The organism is Fructilactobacillus florum 8D, from assembly GCF_000512295.1.
In the GTDB taxonomy this organism is placed as follows: domain Bacteria; phylum Bacillota; class Bacilli; order Lactobacillales; family Lactobacillaceae; genus Fructilactobacillus; species Fructilactobacillus florum.
Window position 1 is genome coordinate 67,382 of sequence record NZ_ALXG01000033.1, and the last position, 19,658, is coordinate 87,039.

Consider the following 19,658-nt stretch of genomic DNA (forward strand, 5'->3'; position numbering starts at 1 on the left):
GTTTGATTTATCGAATTAGCCGGGTGTGCTATACTAAAATAACGTTTGGAGGGAGTGCTTATGAAAAAAGATGACCGGTTTGTAGTAATTACCGGAATGAGTGGTGCCGGAAAAACAAAAGCAATTCAGACTTTTGAAGATTTAGGTTATTTTTGTGTCGATAATTTGCCAACCGCGCTCCTCCATAAATTTATTGATTTATTGCAGACTTCAACTGAAATTAATAAAGTTGCAGTGGTTATTGATTTACGATCACCAGGAACTAACCAAGAATTTGTAAATTCTTTGCGTTCACTGGCACGCAATCAACACGAACAAGAAAATGTGATTTTTTTAGATGCGGCAACCAACGTTTTGGTTTCCCGCTATGAGGAAAGCCGCAGAAATCATCCATTGGCTAGAAACGGTCGCATTGTTGATGGAATAGAAAAAGAACGTTCTGAGATGGCGGCAGTTAAGGCGGACGCCAATTTAGTGATTGACACGACGGATCTAACTTCGAATCAATTACGAGAAAAAATTATTGCGAGTTTTGAACAACATGGGTTTGATCCATTTCATGTTGAATTAATGTCGTTTGGGTTTAAATATGGGTTACCACTTGATGCTGACATGCTGTTTGATGTGCGATTTCTTAGTAATCCGTACTATTTGCCTGAACTACGCAACCAAACCGGTCGGGATGCGCCAGTCTATCAGTATGTAATGAATCAGCCGACGGCAGAAGGTTTCTTCACTAGATTAGCAGCACTGCTGGATTTTCAGCTTCCACAAATTAAAAATAGTTCTAAAGCGAGTGAGACGATTGCGATTGGATGCACGGGTGGACAGCACCGGTCGGTGGCAATGACGGAACGTTTAGCTCAGAACTTGCAACAAGCGGGCTATACTGTGAATGTTACGCATCGAGATATTGATAGACATGAGGGAATTGGTAAATGATAGCACGAAAGCAGCACCAATCTCGGCGACCTCGAATGGTAGTAATTGGTGGAGGAACAGGTCTCCCGGTTATTTTACGTAACTTAAAAAAACGTGCCGTTGACATTACTGCGATTGTGACGGTTGCTGATGACGGGGGCTCATCTGGGATCCTACGAAATTATATTAATGTTCTGCCCCCCGGGGATATTCGTAATGTTTTAGTAGCTCTGTCGAACTTACCCCAAATTGATCTGGATATTTTCCAATATCGATTTAAGTCTACAGATCGGTTCTTATCCGGTCATGCCATTGGTAACTTGATTATTACGGCGCTTTCTGAAATGGAGGGAGGATTTTTTGTAGCGGTTCAGGAGCTTGCCAAGATGATGCGGGTTCAGGGACATGTCTTTCCAGTTTGTGATGAAATTCTTGAGCTGCATGCCGAATTTCAGGACGGTACTCAACTTGCCGGAGAAGCCGAGATTACGGCTGCTGATAAAATGATTAAGCGCGTGTGGGTTGAATCAGCCGAAAAGCCGCACCAACCAGCAGCAGTTCCTGCAGTCGTTGAGGCAATCATGAATGCAGATCAGATTGTCCTGGGACCAGGAAGCCTGTATACCAGTATTCTACCGAATTTAATGGTCGGCAATGTTGGGCAAGCGGTTCGCACGACCAAAGCAGAAGTGATTTACATTTGTAATATTATGACCCAAAAAGGGGAAACAGATCACTTTACAGATGCTGATCACGTCCGCGTCCTCGATCGCCAACTGGGTAGTTCTTTTGTTGATACCGTATTAGTTAATGATCGACCGGTACCAGCGACTTATATTGACCATCAGCGGTGGGGGGACGAAGCTCAGCCAGTGGCAGCTGATTATCAGGGCTTACAAGAGCTTGGGTGTCGAGTGATTCCTTCCGATTTTCTTGAATTACGTGATCATGGTGCGTTTCATAATGGTAAATTAGTGACGGATGAATTGATGCGATTATTAAAACGAGCTAACAATCCTAATGAGGAGTGATTTTTCACATGTCATATGCCAGCGAGGTAAAAAAAGAGCTGACCCAGTTGGAGGTTCATCGACTAAACGCACAGGCGGAGTTAATGGCCTTGATTCGGATGAATGGTAGTCTAAAACTAGCTAATGGTAATTTGACCTTGGAAGTCCAGTCGGAAAACTCTGTAATTGCGCGTCGTATCTACCAGCTTCTGCTTCATTTTTATCATATTGAAACCCGAGTGTTAGTGCGACGAAAAATGAAGCTACACAAAAATAATTTTTATGTTGTCCGTTTGCGTTCCCATGTATCAGAATTGTTGCAAGATTTAGGGATTTTTGCTGACAATCAGATTAAGGAGCGGGTTCCAGTTGAACTGCTTAAAAATGATCTGCAGGTGCGGTCTTACTTACGGGGAGCTTTTTTGGCAGGGGGTTCTGTTAATAATCCAGAAACATCGCGCTATCATTTAGAGATTTACTCTTTGTATCAGGAGCACAATCAAATGTTGTTGGAGATGATTAATCGTTACCAACTAGGGGCTAAACAAACGCAACGGCGGAGCGGGTACATCGTCTATCTGAAAGAAGCGGAAAAAATCGCTGATTTTTTGCAACTAATTGGAGCAACAAACGCGATGCTAAAATTTGAAGATATTCGAATTATGCGTGATATGCGGAATTCAGTTAATCGCTTAGTTAATTGTGAGAATGCTAATCTGAATAAGGTCGCTAATGCGTCAACCAAACAATTAGAAAACATTAAATTTATTGCAGCGACCGTTGGGTTAGCAGCCCTCCCAATTAAATTGCGAAATGTTGCGGAAACGAGACTCAAACACCAGGAAGTTAGTTTGAAAGAATTAGGTGAGTTAGTCGCAGATGGACCGATTTCAAAATCAGGGATTAATCACCGGTTGCATAAAATTAACGATTTTGCCCAGCAACTTCGCATTGAAAATCAGACTTCCCTCGAGCGTTAGTTAATTGAAGAAATAAAAAAGACGGATTCTAAAGAATTTAGAATCCGTCTTTTTTAATCAGGCACTAATTATTTTCGATCAGAACTGTTTTTCATAATTCCATCAATTAAACCATAGTCAACGGCGTCTTGCGCTGTTAGGTAATTGTCTCGTTCCGTATCGCGATCAATTTTTTCAAGTGGTTGTCCAGAATGTTCAGCGAGTAACTCGTTAATCATCTTGCGAGCTTTGAGAATCTCTTTTGCAGCGATCTCAATCTCCGTTTGTTGACCCTGTGCTCCACCGGAAGGTTGGTGAATCATGATCTGAGAGTGAGGTAAAGCAAACCGCTTTCCCTTGGTCCCGGCAGTTGCCAAGACACTGGCCATTGAAGCAGCCATTCCCATCACAATTGTTTGAACGTCAGATTTAATGAAGTTCATAGTATCATAGATAGCCATTCCGGAAGTAATTACCCCGCCGGGAGAATTAATGTATAAATAAATATCTTTATCTGAGTCTTGAGCATCCAAGAATAGTAGTTGGGCAATGATGGCGTTAGCCATATTGTCTTCGATTTGACCAGACAGCATGATAATCCGATCTTTTAGTAATCGAGAATAAATATCGTAGGCACGTTCACCTTGGGGCGAGTTTTCAACAACTGTAGGAACTAAAGGCATAATAACTTCGCTTCTTTCATAATTAGATTGAATTATTAAATTCGTATTCTTATCATACAACCTTGGTCAAATAAGGTCAATTTATTGGCTTGTTTTAGATAATTTCCAATGGGACTAGTTTTATAGTAGTTAATATATTAAAATATAAATAGTACTTAAGCTATAAATAGTATAATCAAATCTATTGTAAGAACGGAGAATAAATATGATTACATGTTCCAAGTGCCATACTCTCAACAATCCGCAAGCAAAATTTTGTAAGAATTGTGGAGCATCTTTGGATTTAAGTCAACAATCAGATAGTGTCAAAACAAGTACGGCAGTTAATTCGCAAGCAAGTCTTGCTGCTAGCCAATCAGTCAGTTCGATTAGTAGTTCTGAAACCAGTGGTAGCATGGTAAGCTCGGCAACCTTGAACGAATCCATGGAGCCAAGCAAAACTAAGGTAACAAAATGGTGGAATCGTTGGTTTGCATCTATTAAGCACCCGCTAAGCTATCAGCCGAATTCAAAGTCTAATTTTGGAATTATTGCATTAATCATTAACGGAATACTGATTTTTTCAATACTTATGTTAATTATGCAAGTTACTGTTAATAAATCGCTTCTGCGAGGATTAGATGATCAACTGACTAAAATGCTTGGTGAGTTTGTAATCATTATGGTGGTGGGTGCCCCACTACTTTTATTTGTGATCCTTCGCTTAGTGATGAAAAATCAGTTATCACTTTTGGCTATGCTTAATCAACTCGCAACATTTTTGAATCTTTCTTCCTTGTTGTTTGTTGTATCGCTGATTTTTCTGATGGGACCGATCGGAATAAATGTTTTATCTATAAGCACCCTATTACTGATGATCGGTTTGGGGGTTAACTTTTTAGGTGCGGTTAGCATGTTGTTTACAAATAAAAATTATGGTCGCCTCGACAAGTTTTACGTAACGGTTGGGTTTTGGTTATCATCGTCCATATTATATTCAATGGATTTTTATTATGTAATTTATAGTCCAATTTTTAATTATTTTAAGAGACTATTTTTTTGATAAAATAAATCCAGTTGAGATAAATGGTTACAATAAAAAAGAGGCGTTGGTGATTATCAACGCCTCTTTTTTATTGATGCACTCCCCCGGAGTCGAACCGGGATCTCAAGAACCGGAATCTTACGTGCTATCCATTACACTAGGAGTGCAAACAAACTACGGTTAATACTATACAGGAAACTTGATTATCTGGCAAGCAGTTTTTGCTAGATTGAAACAATGCTAGTGGTTCGAAACGGGTGGGCAACTAAGTCGATTGAAATCACTGACAAATCGGTTGCGAAGTGCTAAAATAACTACTGTATTATATTAAAGTATTTGAGGGAGGAAACCTTTTATGACTACAAAGATTGGTATTAATGGTTTCGGAAGAATTGGTCGTCTAGCATTTAGACGCATTAGTCAATTAAACTCCGAGGGGATTGAAGTTGCCGCAATTAACGACTTAACGACCCCTTCAATGTTAGCTTACCTATTGAAGTATGACTCTGTTCATGGTCGTTTTCCTGGCAAAGTAGAGTCCACTGAAGATGCAATCATCGTTGATGGCAAACGAATTCCAGTTTATGCTGAACGTGATGCCAAAAACATTCCATGGGTTAAGAACGATGGTGTCGACTTTGTTCTTGAATGTACTGGTTTCTACACTTCTAAAGACAAGGCACAAGCACATTTAGATGCTGGTGCTAAACGGGTACTAGTTTCTGCTCCAGCTGGTGCAATGCGGACGGTTGTTCCTGGCGTTAACTTAGACACTTTGGAACATGATGACAAGATCGTTTCTGCTGGTTCTTGTACTACGAGTTGTTTAGCTCCAATGGCATACTGGTTGAACAAAGAATTTGGGGTTAAGCTGGGTACGATGACTACGATTCATGCCTATACTGCTTCTCAGTCATTACAAGATGGTCCTCGCAGTGGCAAGTTCCGTAACAATCGGGCTGCTGCTGTGAACACGATTCCACATTCATCAGGTGCTGCCAAAGCTATTGGTTTGGTTATTCCAGAACTTGACGGTGTTTTACAGGGACACGCACAACGTTCTCAAGTTGTTGATGGTTCTTTGACGGAATTAGTTTCCGTATTAGACAAAAACGTAACTGCTGATGAAATCAATGAAGCGATGAAGAAACACGAAAGCGATTCATTTGGTTACACTGATGATGAGATTGTTTCAAGCGACATTATCGGCGACGATCACGGTTCTGTCTTTGACCCTAGCCAAACTGAAATCACTGAAAATGGTGATTTGCAATTAGTTAAGACAGTTGCTTGGTATGACAACGAATGGGGCTTCACTTGTAACATGGTTCGTACGTTACAAAAATTTGCTACAATCTAAGTTTTTGAATCTTGATTTGAGAAGGCGGAGGAGGGAAAACCTCCCCCGCCTTTCTTATTTAGCAGAGAAGTTGGAGGAACCACGATGGATAAATTAATTGTTAATGATTTAGATGTTAAGGATAAAAAAGTCCTCATGCGGGTTGATTTTAATGTTCCCATTAAAGATGGGGTAGTTGGTGACGATAATCGAATTGTTGCTGCGATTCCGACGATTAAGTGGGTCACTGATAATGGTGGGAAAGCGATCCTGTTTTCACACTTAGGAAGAATCAAATCTGAGGCCGACAAGCCGGGGCTATCCTTGCGTCCCGTTGCTGAAAAATTAGCCAAACTAATTAATAAACCAGTTACCTTTGTGCCGGTGAACGAGGGTCCTCAGCTCGAAGAGGCCATTGCTCAGCTTCAAGATGGACAAATCTTGCTAGCTGAAAACACGCGGTATCAAGATGTGGTTGATGGTGAACAGGTTAAGCGCGAGTCTGGCAACGATCCTAAGCTTGGGGCTTATTGGGCTTCACTTGGTGATATGTTTGTTAATGATGCTTTTGGGACTGCGCATCGAAGTCATGCTTCCAATGTCGGAATTGCAACTGCCATGGAACAGGAACACAAACCAGTTGCTGCGGGCTTTTTAATGGAGAAGGAAATCAAGTTCTTAGGGAATGCTGTTGATCATCCCAAACATCCCTTTGTGGCAATTTTAGGTGGTGCCAAAGTTTCTGACAAGATTGGCGTAATCGACAACTTACTTGAAAAAGCTGACAAAATTATTATCGGTGGGGGAATGACCTACACTTTCTACGCTGCCAAGGGGATTGGGATCGGAAATTCATTGGTTGAAAATGATAAGATCGCAGTTGCAAAAGAAATTTTGCAAAAAGGTGGCGATAAGATCGTTCTACCAGTTGACTCCGTCATCGCTGATAAATTTGATAATGATGCCAACCCTGAAGTAGTCGATGGTTCAATTCCAAATGGAATGATGGCGCTTGACATCGGACCAAAATCGATTCAACTTTTTGAACGAGTGTTGGCAGATGCTAAGACGGTCGTTTGGAATGGACCGATGGGCGTCTTTGAAATGCCAAAATTTGCTGAAGGAACCTTATCAATCGGTCGTTTCTTAGGAACGCTCGATGATGCCACGACGATTGTAGGTGGAGGCGATTCGACAGCAGCAGTTAAACAGTTAGGGGTGGCTGACAAGTTAACCCATATCTCGACTGGTGGGGGAGCTTCTTTAGAATATCTTGAAGGAAAGACGCTTCCAGGAATTGCTTGCATTTCAAATAAATAGTAACAAAATAAACTGTCAAAAAGTTGGCAGTTTTTTTGTTAAGACTGGTACTTTTGGAAGCAATCAATTAGAATTAAGTTACTAGATGTGGTCAAGAGGTGAGCTTGCAATGACAAGAATTCCGTTTATTGGTGGCAATTGGAAAATGAATTTAACTCCGACAGCTGCTGTTGCCTTTGTGCAAAAAATTCAACCAAAATTACCGCCACGTTCGGCGGTTGAAACCGTAATTGCGGCATCTCCGCTTTTTTTGACTTCCATGCAGGCAGTTCAAGGAGACGGTCCGGTACAAATTGCTGCGGAAAATTGTTTTTATCGTGACGAAGGGGCCTATACTGGAGAAGTAAGTCCCAAAGCTTTACGAGAACTTGCAATTCCCTATGTGATTGTTGGTCATTCGGAGCGGCGTAAGTATTTTAATGAAACCGATGATATCATTAATAAGAAAGTCCAAGCGGTGTTTAAAAATCAAATGACGCCAATCTTGTGTTGCGATGAAACGATGGGCCGCTTTGAAAACGGTGATCGGGTTTCATGGGCAGTTGGGCAAGTTACAGCAGCCCTTCGAGGAGTGTCAGCGACGGATGCTAGCAAGCTAATAATTGCCTATGAACCGAGCTGGGCAATTGGTACTGGTCACAGTGCCCCTAGTCAAGAAGCGGAGGATGGTTGCTACTTAATTCGGCAGACGGTAGCGGATCTTTATTCGGATGAAGTTGCTGATCAAACTCGAATTCTGTATGGCGGTAGCGTTACTGATGAAAATATTAAAGATTTGATGGCTGAACCCAACATCGATGGAGTACTAGCAGGAAAGGCTAGTGTGAATCCGGCTGAGTTCTTAAAATTAGCCAACTTTGAAACGCTGAAATAGGCGGTTTTAGATTGCAAAGCCGTTTTAAAAAATGTAAAATTAGAGTGGATTTAGGAAAAGTTTTAAAAAACTACTAAGGAGACGTACTTATGTCAATTATTTCTGATATTTATGCCCGCGAAGTTTTAGATTCTCGTGGTAACCCGACGGTTGAAGCTGAGGTTTATACTGAAGACGGAGCGATGGGTCGTGGCATTGTGCCATCTGGAGCTTCGACTGGTGAGCATGAAGCCGTTGAACTACGTGATGGCGATAAAAGTCGTTTCATGGGAAAGGGCGTTACCAAGGCCGTTGCCAATGTAAATGACAAGATTGCTAAAGAAATCATTGGCTACGATGTTACTGATCAATTGGGAATTGACCAGGCAATGATCAAATTGGATGGGACTCCTAACAAAGCTAAGTTAGGCGCTAATGCAATTTTGGCAGTTTCCATTGCAGCTGCACGAGCTGCTGCTGACGAACTAGGCACTCCTTTGTACAATTATCTTGGCGGTTTTGATGGTCATGTTTTACCAACCCCAATGATGAACGTTATTAATGGTGGGAAACACGCAAATAATAAAGTTGATTTTCAAGAATTTATGATTATGCCGGTTGGTGCTGACTCGATGCGCGAAGCTGTTCGGATGGGTTCAGAAACTTTCCACAACCTTAAAAACATTTTGAACGAACAAGGTTACTCAACGGCAGTTGGTGATGAAGGTGGTTTTGCTCCTAATCTAAAAAATAACGAGGAACCATTTGAAATCTTAGTTGAAGCTATTAAACGAGCTGGTTATGTTCCTGGTAAGGATATCTGCATTGCCTTTGATTGTGCTGCTTCTGAGTTTTATGATGCTGAAACTAAAAAATATAACTTAGTTGGTGATGGTAAATCATATAGTGCTACCGAATTCATCGATTTGTTAGATTCGCTCGTTGACAAATACCCAATCATTTCAATCGAAGACCCGCTAGATGAAAACGAATGGGCTGATTGGCAACTAGCAACCGAGAAGCTGGGTAAAAAGGTTCAGTTAGTTGGTGATGATTTATTTGTTACCAACACTTCATATCTTGAAAAGGGAATTGATATGCACGTTGCCAACTCCATTTTGATTAAACTTAACCAAATTGGAACTTTAACCGAGACTGTCAATGCGGTTAACATGGCGAAGGAAGCTGGCTACACTGCAATTATTTCCCATCGTTCTGGAGAAACCGAAGATACGACGATTTCCGACTTGGTAGTGGCCATGAACGCTGGTCAAATCAAGACAGGCTCTATGAGTCGTGGCGAACGAATTGCGAAATACAACCAGTTAATGCGGATTGAAGATCAGTTGGGTTCAGTTTCTGAATACAAAGGAATTCATTCTTTCTACAATCTTGATCGGCAACAGCGAGAAAACATCATCAAGAAATAATTCAAAAAGCCTTCAGAACTGAAGGCTTTTTTATTTTGAATAATTATTAACATTTGGGCAAATGAGAGAAACCGTAGAAGAAAATAATGGGTTGTGTTACAATCATAGACAGGAGTTGTATGGTCTTTGACTAAGTAGTTAGGAGGAATATTGTGGCTAACTTCTTAATGGTGGCACTTTGGATTGTCAGTGTTTTGATTATTATGGCAGTGCTAATGCAGCCTTCTAAAAATAACGATGCAATGTCATCTTTTTCGGGTGGAGCAAGTGATTTGTTTTCGGAGTCAAAATCACGAGGCTTTGAGTCCTTCATTCAAAAAGTTACGGTGGTACTGGGTATTTTGTTTTTTGCAATCGCATTACTGTTAATGATGATGGCACAACGCTAATTATGAAACTCCTGTAACTACAGGAGTTTTTTTTATTAAAAGTAAAACATGATAATTGGAAAATTAAGAATAATAAGAGGAAATAATTGTGCATGATAATGAATTAAAGTATGAACTAGAAACGGAGCTGCGGGCTCATCCTGAACGAAGTTATACAGTGGAAAAATTGGCGGACGCCCTTGGATATCATGGATCAGCGGCCTTCAAACTGATTATTCAAGAACTGGCTGATTTAGAGCGTCAAGCACTTGTGCTAGTTACAGGTGATGGAAGTTTTAAACTAAATCCGGCTGAGCTGAAATTTGAAGGAGTCTTTCATTCAAACCCTAAAGGCTTTGGGTTTGTGGCATATGACGAAGAACAGCCGGATGCTTTTGTTGCCCCTGATTTGACGTTACGGGCAATGAACTTGGATCGGGTTGCAATGCAAGTGCTGAAACCAGCTGATCAAAAAACGGATCGCGGGCCTCAGGGACAGGTAGTTAAAATTCTGGAACATCACTACGATCACGTGGTGGGCGAATTTTTTAAAACCAATAACGACCTAGGTTTTGTGGGTCAAATTAAATTAAAAGATAAAAAACTAGCTGGTTATCGCTTTTACGTTGCCGATGCTGGTTTGCATCCAACTCCTGGTGAGGTAGTTACTTGTGACATCACTGAGTATCCAAGCAATGAGCATCCAGAATACCTAGTCGGGGTGGCTAAACAAGTTATCGGAAGTGTCGATGATCCGGGAATTGATATTTTACAGATTGTTTATGCTAATGATGTTCCATCCCAATTTCCTGAGGATGTCATGGAGGAAGCCGATGCCATTCCTGACCATGTCTTACCTGAAGAAATGAAAAACCGCGAAGACATTACTGACCAGCAATTGGTGACGATTGATGCTGAAGAATCCAAAGATTTGGATGATGCGGTCACTGCGTGGAAATTATCGAACGGGAATTATCATTTAGGAGTTCACATTGCCGATGTGAGTCATTATGTTAAACAAGGGAGTCTGTTGGATCGCGAAGCCTATAAGCGAGGCACGTCGGTTTATTTAACCGATCGAGTGATTCCAATGCTCCCGCGGCGCCTCTCAAATGGAATTTGTTCGTTGAATGAGGGTGAATTACGTCTCTGTATGAGTTGTGAGATGGAGATCAATCCTCAGGGGAAAGTGATTCGATCACGAATTCATCCCAGTGTGATGCGTTCGACTAAACGAATGACTTATAACGCTGTTAATGCCATCTTGGAAACTAAAGATGCCGCTGTTCGGAAGCAATATGAAGATTTGGTGCCAATGTTTGATGCGATGGGTGAGCTTCATCGCATCTTATATCGTTCACGCCGACGTCGGGGCGCCATTGATTTTAATGATGATGAAGCCAAAATTATTGTTGATCAAAATGGTCATCCCATTGACATTCAGTTACGGAATCGTGGGGTAGCTGAGCGCTTAGTGGAATCATTCATTAGCAGCTAACATGAAACCGTGGCCGAGACTTATCATAAGGCAAAGGTTCCGTTTATTTATCGAATACATGAAAATCCAGATGCAACTCGCGTCAAGTCATTTTTTGAATTTTTAACTGCATTTGGGATTAACGTTAAGGCTGATCCTGATCATCTGCAACCGAAGACGTTACAAAATGTGTTGACTAAGGTTGCCGGGACACCGGAAGAAAGCATGGTATCCGTGATGTTATTACGGAGCATGCAACAGGCTAAATATGCCGACAAATGTGTGGGTCATTTTGGGCTAGGGGCTCAGTACTATACGCACTTTACCTCACCAATTCGGCGGTATCCGGATATGTTTATTCATCGTCTGATTCACTATTATTTGGATCATGGAATCAACGATACTACGAAGCAGACCTATGCAGAGGTGGTAAATGAGATTGCCGCCAGCTGTTCTGATAATGAACGGCGTGCGGTTACCACAGAGCGCGACGTTGATGCCATGATGAAAGCCCAGTACATGAGCGATCGGATTGGAGAAGAATTCGACGGAGTAGTTAGTTCTGTGATGAAGTTTGGAGCTTTTATTGAATTGCCAAATACGGTTGAAGGTCTGGTGCATATCAGCCGAATGAAAGATGATTACTATCAGTATGTTGATAAATATATGGCACTGGTTGGTAGTAATACTAAACGAACTTATAAAATTGGTCAGGATATCCAAGTGAAGTGTGTGGCGGTGGATGTTGATCAAAGTACAGTTGATTTTGAAATCTTACACCCCGAAAACACCCCGAAAACAGATTTATTACCAACGCGCTCGCATGCTTCTCATCATGGAAGTCAAGGCGAACGGCGCCATCAATCGCCAGTTAAGCAGAAACATGGCAAACAACTTGGAACTAGACACCGTTTTACTGTTCAAAAAAGAAAATAAAAGGGTGAATTGGAATGGCGAAAAAACGTCACAATCAGGCAGACACCAATGTGATGGCAACCAATCGCAAAGCGCGACATGATTATTTTATCGAACAGACCTATGAAGCCGGAATTGCGCTGACTGGAACTGAGATCAAATCAGTTCGTAATCGACGTTTAAATCTTAAAGATGGGTTTGTCGCAGTGCGGGCTGGGGAAGCTTATTTAATGAATGTTCACATTAATGAGTACACCGAAGGAAATCAGTTTAACCATGACCCGCTCCGGCGAAGAAAGCTACTCTTACACAAGCAGGAGTTGAAGCGGTTGGCAACAGCGGTTCAAACTAAGGGTGTAACAGTGGTTCCGTTAAAAGTATACCTCAAGCACAATTTTGCAAAGGTTTTAATTGGAGTTGCCAAAGGAAAACATGTCTATGACAAACGAGAAACGCTTAAAAAGCGTGATCAAGAAAGACAAATTGAGCGTGTTATGAAACATTATTGAGCAGATGCGGAAACTCGCACTGCTTTTTCTTTTGATATGATAAAATATGCACGAGGTGAAATCATGAAACAATTTATTGCTAACGACTGGTGGCCGGTGCTCGAGCCGGAATTTGAAAAGCCATATTATCAAGAACTCCGGCGTTTTTTGGTTACTGAGTATAATCAGCACCAGGTTTATCCAGCTATGCAACATATCTTTCAAGCGTTTGAGTGGACACCCTTTAGTAAAACAAAGGTAGTTATCTTGGGGCAGGACCCCTATCATGAACCACAACAAGCAATTGGGCTTAGCTTTGCTGTGGCACCGGGAGTTTCAATCCCGCCATCGTTGCGCAATATTTATCTCGAACTTGAACATGATTTGGGGATTAAGCCCGTTCAGCATGGTTATCTAAAAAGTTGGGCGGAACAAGGAGTGCTCCTCTTAAATTCGGTACTCACCGTTCGTCAGGGACAAGCCTATTCTCATCGCAATCATGGCTGGGAAGCACTGACTGACTATGCGATTGCCAAATTGTCACAACGAGCTGAACCGGTAGTCTTCATTTTATGGGGACGAGCGGCACGTGCTAAGATCAAACTAATTGATACAAAAACCAATGTCGTCATTCAATCGGCGCACCCTAGTCCGCTATCAGCTAATCGTGGTTTCTTTGGCTCCCGCCCCTTTTCAAAAACAAACGCCGCGCTGACTGCAATGGGGGAAACCCCGATTAATTGGCAACTGCCAGCAACGATTACTAAGCAATCATAGGAGAAATAGTATGGATTTATTTGCAGGACTACAAAACAAATTACATGGTCGTGAAATTAAGTTGGTGTTTCCAGAGGGGAACGATCCTCGCATCATTGAAGCAGCCAGTCGCCTACAGCAGGAACAGCTAGCGCTGCCAGTATTATTGGGAAAAACAGCTGAGATTCAGCAAGCTGCTGCAAATGGCAATTTTGACTTAACCGGAATCAAGTTAATCGATCCAGAAACTACTGACGCAGAGCAATTACAAGCAATGGTACAGTCAATTGTTGATCGGCGTTCCGGAAAGACGGATGCCATGCAAGCCTTAGAGTGGTTAAAAGATGCTAATTATTATGGAACGACGATGGTTTATCGAGGCGATGTCGATGGGATGGTTTCTGGGGCAGTCCATGCAACTGGTGAGACGGTGCGACCAGCGCTTCAGATTATTAAAACGAAGCCAGGGGTGCAATTGATTAGTGGTTCATTTGTCATGCAACGCAATAACCAACGCTACTTATTTGCAGATGCAGCAATTAATATTGATCCAACTGCAGAACAGTTAGCAGAAATTGCTTTACAAAGTGGAGAAACAGCTCGACTCTTTGGCATTGATCCCAAGGTAGCCCTTTTGAGTTTTTCTACCGCTGGTTCGGCAGCAGGAGCAGCCGTTGAAAAAGTGCAACAAGCAACGCGGGCAGCTCAAGCAGCACACCCAGATTTTCCAGTTGATGGTGAATTACAATTTGATGCAGCCTTTGTACCAACGGTTGCAGCACAAAAAGCACCTGATTCACCCGTTGCGGGGCAGGCTAATGTGTTTGTGTTTCCGGAACTACAATCAGGGAACATTGGGTATAAAATTGCGCAACGTTTAGGCGGATTTGAAGCAATTGGTCCAATTTTGCAGGGTCTAAATAAACCAGTTTCTGACTTATCACGGGGCTGTAATAGTGAAGATGTCTATAAAGTGGCTTTGATTACGGCCGCTCAGGCACTCTGATCCGATGGAAAGTAAAGAAATTATCACGCATAGTGCTGCGGAAACTCAACAAGTGGGGGAACAGTTAGCTCAGCGACTCCCCAAGGGAACCGTTATTTTACTTGATGGGGATTTAGGTGCCGGGAAGACCACGTTTACGAAAGGATTAGCAACGGGCTTAGGAATTAAGCAACTGGTTCGGAGCCCGACCTTTACAATCATGCGAGAATACCATGATGGACGCCTGCCACTTTATCATATGGATGCTTATCGGTTGGAAAACGGAGGCGGGGCTGATTTGGGTCTTGAAGAATACTTTGACAGCGACGGAGTATTAGTCATCGAGTGGTCGCAATGGATTGCTGACTTGTTACCAGCTGATTACTTGCGGGTAAGTTTAAAACGAGCTGATCAGGAAGACGAAGCGACCCGTACTGTAACCTTGACTGCGCATGGAACCTTGTTTGTCCAGCTAGTTGCGACTTTAAAACGACCAGCTGATGAGTGAAGTTACGTTGCGCGCCGCCGATGCCAACGATGCAGTAGCAGTATTGAGTTTACTTAAACAACTTACAGCAGAAACTTCCCAATTTCGAGTGGCTAATCTGAACCAGTCAGTAGCGCAACTAGCGGCTGATTTACAAACCATTAAATATTCTAGCAGGGCGGTATTGATCGTGGCCAAGTGCTCAGATCAGTTTGTTGGGCTAGTTTCAATTGTGGCGACTACTCCTACCAGCGGTGAGCTGGGCATTGCAGTCCGGGCGGTTGATCAGCAACTTGGCATTGGAACGGCGTTGATGGCGACCGCGCTCGATTGGTTTTTTTCCCAAAGCATGCTTACTTCTGTTTGGCTAGAGGTTTATCGAAGTAATCAGACTGCTCGGCATCTTTACGAAAAATTTGGATTTCAAATTACGCAAAGCACGCCTACCACGGTCGTGATGCAAATAAAAAAACGATCCAGTGGGAACCAAGCAAAGAAAGTTCGCTAATTAGGACTTTGCAATTGGAAACCAGGATCGTGATTTAGATATTGGTGATGAAAGTGGCCAGCGTCGGGCTGCTAAACTGGTGTTCTTCTTCTAATAAGATTTTGGCACAAGCTCGACTATCATCAAGGGCGTTATGATGGTGGTGTAACTCGATTCCTAAGTGCTTGCTGACGGTGTCTAGTTTATGATTTGGAAGTTCAGGATAAAATTTCTGAGAGGTCTGCACGGTGTCAATGGTTTGATAGTGAACGGCTGGCAAGTGATAGCGTTTTAGACTGCTAGTCAAGACACTGTTATCAAAGCGATTGTTATGGGCAACGATTAGCCGATCCGGTCGAAAAAGCGGGCGAATAATCTCCCAGACGGCGGGGAATGTTGGTGCTGTAGCTACGTCAGTTGCGTGAATGCCATGAATCTGAACGTTGCGCCAGAAAAACTCTTGCTCTGGATTAATCAATGAATAAAATTCATCGACAATCTGATCTTGACGGACAACGGTTAGGGCGATCGAACAAGCACTGGCCCGTTGCCCAGCTGCTGTTTCAAAGTCAATAGCAACGAAGTTCACGATTAAAGGCCCCCTTAGGCAGATAGTTTAATAGACAATTAAGTTGGTCAAGTTGCTTTTAGTATATCATGATTTCGTGGTTTTCATGGGGTCCGCGTGCTAAAATAGGGGTAATGCGTGAAAGGAACTAATGACAATGACAACAGATATCGCGACCTTACTACCCACAATTAAGATTTTAAAAGATGAGCCGTTATCACATTACTCGTGGACCAAAACTGGTGGTCCAGCTGATTTTTTAGCGTTTCCGCGTTCGGTTGCGGAAACTCAGCAACTCATAGAAACTGCACGAAACTTGGAACTGCCAGTGACCGTCCTGGGAAACGCCAGCAATTTGATTGTTAGAGATGGTGGCATTCGGGGGTTAACCATGATCTTAACCAAGATGGATCAGATTAAAACTACTGATGAACGGGTGATAGCTGATGCAGGGGCTGCTTACATTGCAGCTACTAAGGCGGCGCAACGAGCAGGATTGACTGGATTAGAATTTGCCGCAGGGATTCCCGGAAGTGTTGGTGGAGGGGTCTACATGAATGCGGGAGCTTATGGTGGTGAAACCGCACAAGTGTTAGAAAGTGCTCTGGTGTTGACTGAACAGGGCGAACTTAAGCGATTAGACAATGCCGAATTAGATTTTTCATATCGCCACAGTGCAGTGCAAGCCTCGCAAATGGTGGTTTTGCAAGCAACCTTTCGCTTGTGGTCAGGAATTCGGAACTTGATTCAGCAAGAAATGGATCACCTAAATTATTTGCGAAAATCAAAACAACCACTCGAGTATCCTTCATGTGGCAGTGTTTTTAAGCGTCCGAAGGGGTATTTTGCGGGAAAACTTATTCACGAAGCTGGATTACAAGGATATCAGTCGGGAGGAGCTGCGGTATCACGAAAGCACGCAGGTTTTATTGTGAATGTTAACCAAGCAACTGCCACAGATTATCTGAACGTGATTGCGCATGTCCAACAGACCGTCTATAACCAGACTGGGGTGAAGTTAGAAACAGAAGTCCGCGTGATTGGTGTAGAACCAGAGTAGCACTCGTGATTTGAGCTGCTCCGATAGTTAAATTTAAAAAACTAATAGAGCCGTCTCACTGGGATTAATCTCCAGTCAGACGGCTCTTCTTTAAGCAAATTAATCTTGTTGGGCAGCGGTAATGAGAGTATAGATCCAGTAAATTACTAGTTGAATAATGGTCATCATGATGACGAAAATAATCATTTGCCGGTTCCACATGTTAAGAAAGAGGTCGACGTAAAATTTTGGCTTGATAATTAAATAAACCGTATGAACTCTCAGAAAACGACCAATATAAAGTCCAATTGAAGTTAGAAAGATCAAACCACAGGTGGTAAGAAAGCCAAATAGCTCTGAGCTTAAGTGCAAGCGATTGTCCAGTGAGCGAGCAACATGGAGTAATCCCCAGAAACCGATAAAGGCACAGGTGAGAGCACTAATTAGCAAGCAAGTATATAAGAACCAGATGTGACCATCAAGTTTTAACATCCCGTTTAAATCATTTGGATTCAACCAGGATAGGTGTAGGAGATCAGTTAGGATGTATGGAGCATTAGGATAGAATAACAGCCAAACAATGGTTAGGGGCCAAAAGACCAGCGCTGATTGTTGTTTGGAATTGGTTTTAATGTGAAAACTCAGTTCGATTGGAATGTAACCTAGAAACGTATTTAGCAACAGAAATCCAAACAATGACTCTCTAATAAACAGTTTGATAAAAATGAGCCAGATAAGAAAGAAAATTCGGATCTGCCACTTTTTGCTAATTGTCATTTTCAGCACCTCATGATGTTTTACTTAAATTAAACCGCAAAAGTTAATAAAAAACTATCATTTTATCTAATTTATTCTGATTGAGCTCGCTCACTCACCTATAAATCGATGGGTCGGGCGTGCTATAATGAACTGAGAAACTAGTTGAAAGGAAACTTTGGAATGGGAATTGCATGGGATCGACTCCTGACACTACATAACTTAAGCAATTTGATTGATATTTTAGTAGTCTGGATTTTAATTTATGAACTAATTATGTTGCTGCGCGGAACCCGTTCAATTCAGCTGTTGCGCGGAATTATTATTTTAATTCTGGCGCGGGTAGCAAGCTGGTATCTAGGACTCACTATGACCTCATGGATCTTGGATCAAGTGATTAATTGGGGAGTTATTGGCTGTATCGTGATTTTTCAGCCTGAAATCAGACGAGGCTTAGAGAAATTAGGACAACGCTCCGTGTTTAATCAGTTGCAACAAGAACAGGTTCAGACGGAAAAAATGATTCAAGCTTTGGATAGTGCGATTCAATATATGTCAAAACGACGGATTGGGGCCTTGATAGCGATCCAGATGAAAACCGGGTTAGAAGAGTATATCGAAACCGGGATTCCATTGGATGCTGATATTTCAAGTCAGCTTTTGATCAACGTTTTTATCCCGAATACCCCACTACACGATGGCGCAGTGATTATTCAAGACGGTCGGGTGGCGGCGGCCGCAGCCTATTTGCCACTTTCTCAAAGCAATTTAATTCCAAAGGAACTTGGAACGCGACATCGAGCAGCAGTTGGTATTTCTGAGGTGACGGATGCGATTACCATTGTAATTTCAGAAGAGACGGGAGAGGTTTCAATTACGCGAAACAACGAATTATTGCGTGGCATGACGCAAGCTGATTATCTAAAATATTTGCGTAGTCAACTGATTCGAAAAGCGCAAAAACCCCATCGTTCGCTGCTGGCAGAGGCCGTTGATTTTGTCCACACTCATTTTCGGGGTGATAAGCAATGAAGCATTTTTATGATAGCAAGACCTTTGCATTGATTGTATCTTTCTTAATTGTAATGGGTCTGTTTTTTATGGTACATGATGATAAGTTAGGAAATACCTATCATACCCCGAGCCAAACGAGCAGAAAGATTTCTGCAGTGACTCGGAAAACGGTGGAGGTACCATTGCAATTAAACGTAAATTCCGACCACTACTTTGTGATTGGCTATCCAGACAAAGTCAAGGTAACTCTTCAAGGGCCAGCAGCTTTGGTGACAACGACTGCCAACACCCAAAACTTTAAAGTTAATGCCAATTTAGTTGGTTTGACACCAGGAAAGCATGTTGTTAAACTGCAACCAGCTGGGCTTAATTCAGAGATTAATGCTAAAATTAATCCAGATAAAATTAAAATTAACTTGCAAAAACGAGCAACCAAAACCTATGCGGTTAAACCTGCCTATGATAAAAATCAAATTGCCACGGGACATCACGTTGTAAAAACCAGCCAGCAGGTCCAGCAAGTTCATATCACGGGACCGATCGATGAAATCGAACGGATTAAGCAAGTGGTAGCACAGGTTAACCTTCAAAAACCAATTAATAAAACAACGCGGACGACGGCGGTAATTGATGCCCAAGATCTTCATGGAAAAACGGTGAACGTTGTGATCTCGCCCTCGACGACCAAGGTGAAACTTGAAATCGCTAAGGATGATCAAACCACAGAAGTCCCCAAACAAGCTGAAAAAAATGAACAATAATTCGAATGGAGAGCAACT

General features: G+C 42.2%; 20 protein-coding genes, 1 tRNA gene and 1 pseudogene. 18 read left to right on the forward strand and 4 right to left on the reverse strand.

The features are described from left to right. Nucleotides 1–60: 60 nt before the first annotated feature. The 3 genes from rapZ to whiA are packed head-to-tail and all read left to right on the forward strand — an operon-like array spanning nt 61 to nt 2,911. Nucleotides 61–942, forward strand: coding sequence for an RNase adapter RapZ (gene rapZ, locus B808_RS04015; RefSeq protein WP_009166936.1), 882 nt, complete (start codon nt 61–63; stop codon nt 940–942). After that, nucleotides 939–1,952 carry a gluconeogenesis factor YvcK family protein gene (locus B808_RS04020; protein ID WP_035422087.1) on the forward strand — a complete coding sequence of 338 codons (1,014 nt, stop codon included), beginning with the start codon at nt 939–941 and terminating at the stop codon, nt 1,950–1,952. Before rapZ ends, B808_RS04020 begins: the two co-directional genes overlap by 4 nt. 8 nt (nt 1,953–1,960) lie before the next feature. Next, nucleotides 1,961–2,911, forward strand: a complete 951-nt coding sequence (whiA, locus tag B808_RS04025) for a DNA-binding protein WhiA (protein WP_009166934.1) — start codon at nt 1,961–1,963, stop codon at nt 2,909–2,911. Between the two features lie 68 nt (nt 2,912–2,979). Here whiA and clpP read toward each other — a convergent pair whose 3' ends face one another. Continuing rightward, nucleotides 2,980–3,573 carry an ATP-dependent Clp endopeptidase proteolytic subunit ClpP gene (clpP, locus tag B808_RS04030; protein ID WP_035422089.1) on the reverse strand — a complete coding sequence of 198 codons (594 nt, stop codon included), beginning with the start codon at nt 3,571–3,573 and terminating at the stop codon, nt 2,980–2,982. Between the two features lie 277 nt (nt 3,574–3,850). Here clpP and B808_RS04035 point away from each other — a divergent pair, with 277 nt between their 5' ends. Further along, the gene (locus B808_RS04035; protein WP_035422092.1) at nt 3,851–4,615 is read left to right on the forward strand and encodes a hypothetical protein; all 765 of its coding nucleotides are present in this window, start codon (nt 3,851–3,853) and stop codon (nt 4,613–4,615) included. Between the two features lie 77 nt (nt 4,616–4,692). Here the strand turns inward: B808_RS04035 and B808_RS04040 are convergent. After that, nucleotides 4,693–4,764: transfer RNA gene (locus B808_RS04040), tRNA-Arg, on the reverse strand. A gap of 188 nt (nt 4,765–4,952) precedes the next feature. On the opposite strand from B808_RS04040, the gene gap reads away from it, so the two are divergent. The 11 genes and pseudogenes from gap to B808_RS04095 all read left to right on the forward strand — a co-directional run bounded on the left by gap (nt 4,953) and on the right by B808_RS04095 (nt 15,523). After that, the gene (gene gap, locus B808_RS04045; RefSeq protein ID WP_009166931.1) at nt 4,953–5,957 is read left to right on the forward strand and encodes a type I glyceraldehyde-3-phosphate dehydrogenase; all 1,005 of its coding nucleotides are present in this window, start codon (nt 4,953–4,955) and stop codon (nt 5,955–5,957) included. Nucleotides 5,958–6,041: 84 nt separating this feature from the next. Beyond that, nucleotides 6,042–7,256 (forward strand): phosphoglycerate kinase, encoded by a 1,215-nt coding sequence (locus tag B808_RS04050; protein ID WP_009166930.1) that lies wholly within the window; start codon nt 6,042–6,044, stop codon nt 7,254–7,256. Nucleotides 7,257–7,365: 109 nt separating this feature from the next. Next, the gene (gene tpiA, locus B808_RS04055) at nt 7,366–8,130 is read left to right on the forward strand and encodes a triose-phosphate isomerase (RefSeq protein ID WP_009166929.1); all 765 of its coding nucleotides are present in this window, start codon (nt 7,366–7,368) and stop codon (nt 8,128–8,130) included. Nucleotides 8,131–8,219: 89 nt separating this feature from the next. Next, nucleotides 8,220–9,539, forward strand: a complete 1,320-nt coding sequence (gene eno / locus B808_RS04060; RefSeq protein WP_035422094.1) for a phosphopyruvate hydratase — start codon at nt 8,220–8,222, stop codon at nt 9,537–9,539. 152 nt (nt 9,540–9,691) lie between these two features. After that, nucleotides 9,692–9,928 carry a preprotein translocase subunit SecG gene (secG, locus tag B808_RS04065; protein WP_009166927.1) on the forward strand — a complete coding sequence of 79 codons (237 nt, stop codon included), beginning with the start codon at nt 9,692–9,694 and terminating at the stop codon, nt 9,926–9,928. Between the two features lie 88 nt (nt 9,929–10,016). Next, nucleotides 10,017–12,320, forward strand: a pseudogene (rnr, locus tag B808_RS04070) (ribonuclease R). A 14-nt stretch (nt 12,321–12,334) separates the two neighbouring features. Next, nucleotides 12,335–12,808: an SsrA-binding protein SmpB gene (smpB, locus tag B808_RS04075; protein WP_009166925.1), complete on the forward strand. Its 474-nt coding sequence runs from the start codon at nt 12,335–12,337 to the stop codon at nt 12,806–12,808. Between the two features lie 63 nt (nt 12,809–12,871). Next, entirely contained in the window at nt 12,872–13,564 is a 693-nt protein-coding gene (locus tag B808_RS04080) for a uracil-DNA glycosylase (protein ID WP_009166924.1), read from the forward strand. Nucleotides 13,565–13,574: 10 nt separating this feature from the next. Beyond that, on the forward strand, nt 13,575–14,549 hold the full coding sequence (gene pta / locus B808_RS04085) for a phosphate acetyltransferase (protein WP_009166923.1): 975 nt from the start codon (nt 13,575–13,577) through the stop codon (nt 14,547–14,549). 4 nt (nt 14,550–14,553) lie between these two features. After that, nucleotides 14,554–15,036, forward strand: a complete 483-nt coding sequence (tsaE, locus tag B808_RS04090) for a tRNA (adenosine(37)-N6)-threonylcarbamoyltransferase complex ATPase subunit type 1 TsaE (RefSeq protein ID WP_035422098.1) — start codon at nt 14,554–14,556, stop codon at nt 15,034–15,036. Further along, a complete protein-coding gene (locus B808_RS04095) occupies nt 15,029–15,523 on the forward strand; it encodes a GNAT family N-acetyltransferase (protein WP_054689887.1) in 495 nt (164 codons plus the stop codon). The genes tsaE and B808_RS04095 overlap by 8 nt, the downstream gene beginning before the upstream one ends. A gap of 34 nt (nt 15,524–15,557) precedes the next feature. Here B808_RS04095 and B808_RS04100 read toward each other — a convergent pair whose 3' ends face one another. Continuing rightward, complete coding sequence (locus B808_RS04100) at nt 15,558–16,091, reverse strand: 3'-5' exonuclease (protein WP_009166920.1); 534 nt, start codon at nt 16,089–16,091, stop codon at nt 15,558–15,560. A gap of 136 nt (nt 16,092–16,227) precedes the next feature. On the opposite strand from B808_RS04100, the gene murB reads away from it, so the two are divergent. Further along, nucleotides 16,228–17,130: a UDP-N-acetylmuramate dehydrogenase gene (murB, locus tag B808_RS04105; RefSeq protein ID WP_009166919.1), complete on the forward strand. Its 903-nt coding sequence runs from the start codon at nt 16,228–16,230 to the stop codon at nt 17,128–17,130. A 99-nt stretch (nt 17,131–17,229) separates the two neighbouring features. Here murB and B808_RS04110 read toward each other — a convergent pair whose 3' ends face one another. Next, a complete protein-coding gene (locus B808_RS04110; protein ID WP_009166918.1) occupies nt 17,230–17,886 on the reverse strand; it encodes a DUF1361 domain-containing protein in 657 nt (218 codons plus the stop codon). A 162-nt stretch (nt 17,887–18,048) separates the two neighbouring features. Here B808_RS04110 and cdaA point away from each other — a divergent pair, with 162 nt between their 5' ends. After that, nucleotides 18,049–18,897, forward strand: coding sequence for a diadenylate cyclase CdaA (cdaA, locus tag B808_RS04115; RefSeq protein WP_009166917.1), 849 nt, complete (start codon nt 18,049–18,051; stop codon nt 18,895–18,897). Beyond that, complete coding sequence (locus B808_RS04120) at nt 18,894–19,640, forward strand: CdaR family protein (RefSeq protein ID WP_051393809.1); 747 nt, start codon at nt 18,894–18,896, stop codon at nt 19,638–19,640. The genes cdaA and B808_RS04120 overlap by 4 nt, the downstream gene beginning before the upstream one ends. The last annotated feature ends 18 nt before the right edge of the window (nt 19,641–19,658 follow it).

What these genes read in the sequence shown, in the direction of transcription:
- whiA (WP_009166934.1), top strand. Translation starts at nt 1,961, where the DNA reads ATGTCATATGCCAGCGAGGTAAAAAAAGAGCTGACCCAGTTGGAGGTT.
- clpP (WP_035422089.1), bottom strand. Translation starts at nt 3,573, where the DNA reads ATGCCTTTAGTTCCTACAGTTGTTGAAAACTCGCCCCAAGGTGAACGT.
- tsaE (WP_035422098.1), top strand. Translation starts at nt 14,554, where the DNA reads ATGGAAAGTAAAGAAATTATCACGCATAGTGCTGCGGAAACTCAACAA.
- B808_RS04050 (WP_009166930.1), top strand. Translation starts at nt 6,042, where the DNA reads ATGGATAAATTAATTGTTAATGATTTAGATGTTAAGGATAAAAAAGTC.
- B808_RS04095 (WP_054689887.1), top strand. Translation starts at nt 15,029, where the DNA reads ATGAGTGAAGTTACGTTGCGCGCCGCCGATGCCAACGATGCAGTAGCA.
- B808_RS04020 (WP_035422087.1), top strand. Translation starts at nt 939, where the DNA reads ATGATAGCACGAAAGCAGCACCAATCTCGGCGACCTCGAATGGTAGTA.
- B808_RS04080 (WP_009166924.1), top strand. Translation starts at nt 12,872, where the DNA reads ATGAAACAATTTATTGCTAACGACTGGTGGCCGGTGCTCGAGCCGGAA.
- B808_RS04120 (WP_051393809.1), top strand. Translation starts at nt 18,894, where the DNA reads ATGAAGCATTTTTATGATAGCAAGACCTTTGCATTGATTGTATCTTTC.
- eno (WP_035422094.1), top strand. Translation starts at nt 8,220, where the DNA reads ATGTCAATTATTTCTGATATTTATGCCCGCGAAGTTTTAGATTCTCGT.
- tpiA (WP_009166929.1), top strand. Translation starts at nt 7,366, where the DNA reads ATGACAAGAATTCCGTTTATTGGTGGCAATTGGAAAATGAATTTAACT.
- smpB (WP_009166925.1), top strand. Translation starts at nt 12,335, where the DNA reads ATGGCGAAAAAACGTCACAATCAGGCAGACACCAATGTGATGGCAACC.
- rapZ (WP_009166936.1), top strand. Translation starts at nt 61, where the DNA reads ATGAAAAAAGATGACCGGTTTGTAGTAATTACCGGAATGAGTGGTGCC.
- gap (WP_009166931.1), top strand. Translation starts at nt 4,953, where the DNA reads ATGACTACAAAGATTGGTATTAATGGTTTCGGAAGAATTGGTCGTCTA.
- B808_RS04110 (WP_009166918.1), bottom strand. Translation starts at nt 17,886, where the DNA reads ATGACAATTAGCAAAAAGTGGCAGATCCGAATTTTCTTTCTTATCTGG.
- cdaA (WP_009166917.1), top strand. Translation starts at nt 18,049, where the DNA reads ATGGGAATTGCATGGGATCGACTCCTGACACTACATAACTTAAGCAAT.
- murB (WP_009166919.1), top strand. Translation starts at nt 16,228, where the DNA reads ATGACAACAGATATCGCGACCTTACTACCCACAATTAAGATTTTAAAA.
- pta (WP_009166923.1), top strand. Translation starts at nt 13,575, where the DNA reads ATGGATTTATTTGCAGGACTACAAAACAAATTACATGGTCGTGAAATT.